This is a genomic window from Devosia sp. (assembly GCF_041917035.1).
Taxonomy (GTDB): Bacteria; Pseudomonadota; Alphaproteobacteria; order Rhizobiales; family Devosiaceae; genus Devosia_A.
Map to the genome: position 1 here is coordinate 1 of NZ_JAYRYM010000419.1, position 2,001 is coordinate 2,001.

The following is a 2,001-nucleotide window of genomic DNA, read 5'->3' on the forward strand; positions in this document are numbered from 1 at the left end:
CGCACCGGCCGCGGCGCCCTGGTGCAGACCTCCCTGCTCGAGGCGCTGCTCGACTTCCAATTCGAGGTGCTGACCACCCACCTCAACGACGGCCGGCGCCCGCCGCTGCGGCCCGAGGTCAACGGCGCCCACGCCTATCTCGGGGCGCCCTACGGCGTCTATCGCAGCGAGGACGGCTGGCTGGCGCTCGCCATGACGCCCTCACTCGAGCGGCTCGCCAGCCTGATGGGCATTGCCGGGCTCGAGCCCTACTACGCCGACCGGTCCGCCGCCATGCGGGCCCGCGACACCATCAAGCGCGTCATCGCCGATGCCGTCGCGACGCGGCCGACGGCGCACTGGCTCGCACTGCTGCAGCCGGCCGACATCTGGTGCGCCGAGGTGCTCGACTGGCCGCGCCTGTTTGCCGACGAGGCCTTCCGCCGCCTCGGCATGGTGCAGCACATTGCCGGCGGCGGGGTTTCGCTCGACACCCTGCGCGGCCCGCTGCGCCTCGACGGCGCGGCCCTCACCAATCCAAGACCGGCCCCCGCCCTCGGCGCGGACCGCGACAGGATCATCCGGGAATTCGGCCTCGTGCCCGACCCCGATGAACGAACCACGCGGATGTCCGCGAACTGACTGCAACGGCGCGAACCTCGCGCCCTGAAGGGAGGACGACCATGAAGAAGACTATCGCAGCCCTGGTGCTGGGCACCGCGCTCGTCGCGGTGGGCGGCACGTCGATGGCGGCGGACGACTGGGGCAAGTTCGACGGCTACACGCTGCGCGTCAAGCTGATCGGCGGCGCCCAGTACGAGCCGCTCTACGCCGAAATCCCGAAATGGGAAGCGGCGACCGGCGCCAAGGTGGACATCCTGAGCCGCAAGAACCACTTCGAGCTCGACCGCGAGATCAAGCAGGACATCGCCGCCGGCACGCTCGACTGGTGCATCGGCTCCAACCACACCTCGTTCGCCCCGCAATACGGCAACATCTACATCGACCTCAACGGTGTGGTGAAGCCGGAGGTGCTGGCCGAGTTCGACCAGCTGGCGCTGCAGAACTCGACCGTCAACGGCCGCCTCGTGCAGCTGCCGCGCCACTCCGACGTGTCGAACCTGTTCTACAAGAAGTCGCTCTACGAGGACCAGGCCAACAAGGACGCGTTCAAGGCCAAGTACGGCTATGACCTCGCCCCGCCCGAGACCTTCGACCAGTTCAAGGACCAGGCGATCTTCTTTGCCAAGGCGCCGGACTTCTACGGCACCCAGTACGTGGGCAAGGACGAGGCGATCACCGGCCGCTTCTACGAGATGCTGGTGGCCAATGGCGGCGCCCTGTTCGACGAGAACTGGAACCCGACCTTCAACTCGGCGGCCGGCCTGAAGTCGCTGATGTGGTTCAAGGAGCTCTATGACGCCAAGGCGGTGCCGGCAGGCGTGCTCAACTACCTGTGGGACGATACCGGGCTGGGCTTCGGCTCCGGAACGGTGGCGCTCAATCTCGACTGGGCCGGCTGGGCCGGCTACTTCAACGATCCGGCAAACTCCAAGGTCGCGGGCGATGTCGGCGTGATCCGCGCGCCCAAGGGCGACGGCGGCAAGCGCTCGGGCTGGTCGGGCAGCCACACCTTCTCGATCACCGAGACCTGCGACAACAAGGAGGCGGCGGCCTCGCTGATCAGCTTCCTCACCGACCACGACCGGCAGATGATCGAGGCCCGCACCGGCCTGCTGCCGACCCGCACGCAGGTGTGGAAGGACGTCAAGGCCGAGTTCGAAGCGGCCGGAAACGCCTTCCAGGCCAATGTCGTCGACACCTACAGCCAGTCGATGGCCGAGGACGCCTTCACCCCGCCGCTGATCGAGCCCTGGATCGAAGTCTCGAACGTCATCTGGCCGAACCTGCAGAAGGGTATCCTGGGCGAGATGGACCCGCAGGCCGCGCTCGACGATGCCGCCGCCAAGGCCAAGGTGATCATGGAGGACGCCGGCTACATCAAGTAGTCGACGCCACCGA

At 67.6% G+C, this 2,001-nt stretch carries 2 protein-coding genes; both read left to right on the top strand.

What is annotated here, in order from left to right; genetic code table 11:
• The coding region (locus ACE3TU_RS21825) for a CoA transferase (protein WP_374627956.1) at positions 1-621 on the top strand (621 nt) is incomplete at its 5' end.
• Positions 622-662: 41 nt separating this feature from the next.
• The gene (locus ACE3TU_RS21830; RefSeq protein WP_374627957.1) at positions 663-1,988 is read left to right on the top strand and encodes a sugar ABC transporter substrate-binding protein; all 1,326 of its coding nucleotides are present in this window, start codon (positions 663-665) and stop codon (positions 1,986-1,988) included.
• Positions 1,989-2,001: the final 13 nt, after the last annotated feature.

Coding starts and splice junctions, on each gene's coding strand:
- ACE3TU_RS21830 (WP_374627957.1), top strand. CDS start 663: ATGAAGAAGACTATCGCAGCCCTGGTGCTGGGCACCGCGCTCGTCGCG.